1 protein-coding gene is annotated in these 2,118 nt (G+C 73.0%); it reads left to right on the top strand.

Going from position 1 to position 2,118, the window contains the following annotated elements; all coding sequences use genetic code 11:
- Nucleotides 1–2,036 (top strand): ALF repeat-containing protein (locus ACFU7Z_RS38960; RefSeq protein WP_380782891.1); only part of this gene is annotated, 2,036 nt, incomplete at its 5' end.
- Nucleotides 2,037–2,118 lie beyond the last annotated feature (82 nt).

The following is a 2,118-nucleotide window of genomic DNA, read 5'->3' as shown; positions in this document are numbered from 1 at the left end:
CGGCCAACGCGGCCAGCACGGCCGCGACCCGTGCCCAGAACCTCGCCACCGCGGCCGCCGCCGCGGCGGGCGAGGCCAAGGATCTGGCCAACCGGACCGCCGACCACGCGGAGAAGGCCGCCGCGGCAGCCGACGCCGCGGCAGCCGCCGCGGGCCAGGCCCAGGACTGGGCGAAGATCGCGGGGCAGCACGCGGACGCCGCCGCTGTCGCCGCCGAGACCGCAGCCTCGGCGGTGGCGAAGGCCCAGACGCTCGAGAAGCTGGCCCGTGACGCCGAGGCCGTGCAGCTGGAGTCGGACAAGCAGCTCGGTGTCACCCAGGCCGACCTGCTGCTGAAGGACGATCAGGCCACCCAGGCGGACTTCAACCAGCAGCAGACCGAGGCCGCCTCGCAGGACGCCGCGACGAAGGACCTGGTCAAGCAGGCCGCGGCGACCGGAACCGCCACGGCGACGGCCGCCCAGGCCGGCCGCAAGGCCGCGGTCAACCTGCTGAAGTCCACCGGCTCCTGGACCCGGGCGTCGGCGCAGGCCGCGCTCTCCGGCACCGACGAGGCCGTGGTCTCCTGGGCCAAGTCGGACTACCAGCGCAGCCTTCAGCTCGACGACCGGGAGAAGATCCTGGCCGTCACGAGCATCGCGAACGCCAAGCTGGCGACCGAGGCGCAGAAGACGCTGGAGAGCACCGACCCGACCGCGGTCGAGAAGTTCCTCAGCGGTGGGGCGCTCCAGGCCCAGGCCGAGGACCTGCGGGTGCGGACCGTCTCCCTGGTCTCGGACGGCGGCAAGGCCGTCCAGCGGGACGGCGGCGCCGCACTGGCCGACGGCCGGGTGTCGGTCCTGGCCGCCTTCCTGTCCAACGGCTACGCCAAGGCCCTGGCCGAGGACGACCGGGTGGCCGTGGTGGTCGCCACGGACGGCGGCGGGCCCAACGTGAAGGCCGCGGGCGCGGTCGCCCTGGCCGGACCGGCCTGGATGCAGCACGAGTTCGTCCGCAAGACCCAGTTCACGGCGGCGCAGAAGGACGCGGACACCGACGCGCACGTGTCGTCCGTGCTGAGCATGATCGCCAACGCCGCGAAGGACGCGGCCACCGCGAGCGAGAGCGCCCAGCGGGCGTACCAGATCGCCGCGGACGCGCGCCACGCGTCGGATGAGGCCGCTCACTGGGCGAGCCTGGCAGGGCAGTCGGCCCAGCAGGCGAAGGGGTACGCGGACGACGCCAAGGCCAAGTCCGCCGCCGCCGACGCCTCCGCGGCAGCCGCCGCCGCTTCGGCGCAGAAGGCCAAGAGTGCGGCGGCGACCGCGCAGACGGCCAACCGGCAGGCCAACTACTCGGCCACCCAGGCGACCACCTCCGCGAACCAGGCCGTGAACTCGGCGGCGAGCGCGAGGGCCTCGGCGGCGCAGGCCGCGGCCAGCGCGAGCGCGGCGGGCAAGGACGCCGCCACGGCGTCGCAGGCCGCGAGCGACGCCCACGCCATCGCCGCGCAGAAGCGGGCGCAGGAGCAGGCCGCCGCTGCCGCCGCCGCGGCGGCCCAGGCGAAGGCCAACGAGGCCAACCACGTCGACCCGGTGAACACGCCGGCCAACGACAAGGTGACCACTCCGGCTCCGGCTCCCGAGAAGCCCGCTCCGGGCTCTCCGCCGAAGGACGACAAGCAGCTGTTCAAGGACTACGGAGACTTCCTGGGCAGTGTCAGCACCTGGAGCGGGTTCGTCGCGGCCGGCCTGATGCTCATTCCGGGTGGCCAGCCCTTCGCGGCCGCCGTCGGCACGTTCTCGCTGGTGACGGGTGTGGCTTCGGCCCTGTACACCGGGATCGGCTACGGCTTCAGCAGCGACAAGTTCATCGGCTCGGTGGCATCCGTCGGCCTCTCCCTGATCGGTGGCCGAGTCGTCGGCGCGATCGAGAAGGGCGCGGCGGAAGCGGCCAAGTTCGGCGTGAAGGTGACCGAGAAGGTCGGCGAGAGGCTGGTGAAGGCCGGACACAGTGCCGTCTCGTCCGTCGTCAGCTGGTTCTCGAGCGACGACTGATCAGGTGATCGCTAGGCAGTGAGTGATCGGCCGTGTTCGAATGGCCGTGACAGAACAGTGGCTGTGGAGCCCGCGTCCGACG

This window comes from Kitasatospora sp. NPDC057518 (assembly GCF_042802075.1).
In the GTDB taxonomy this organism is placed as follows: Bacteria; Actinomycetota; Actinomycetes; order Streptomycetales; family Streptomycetaceae; genus Kitasatospora.
This window is presented reverse-complemented; position numbering and strand designations above follow the sequence as displayed.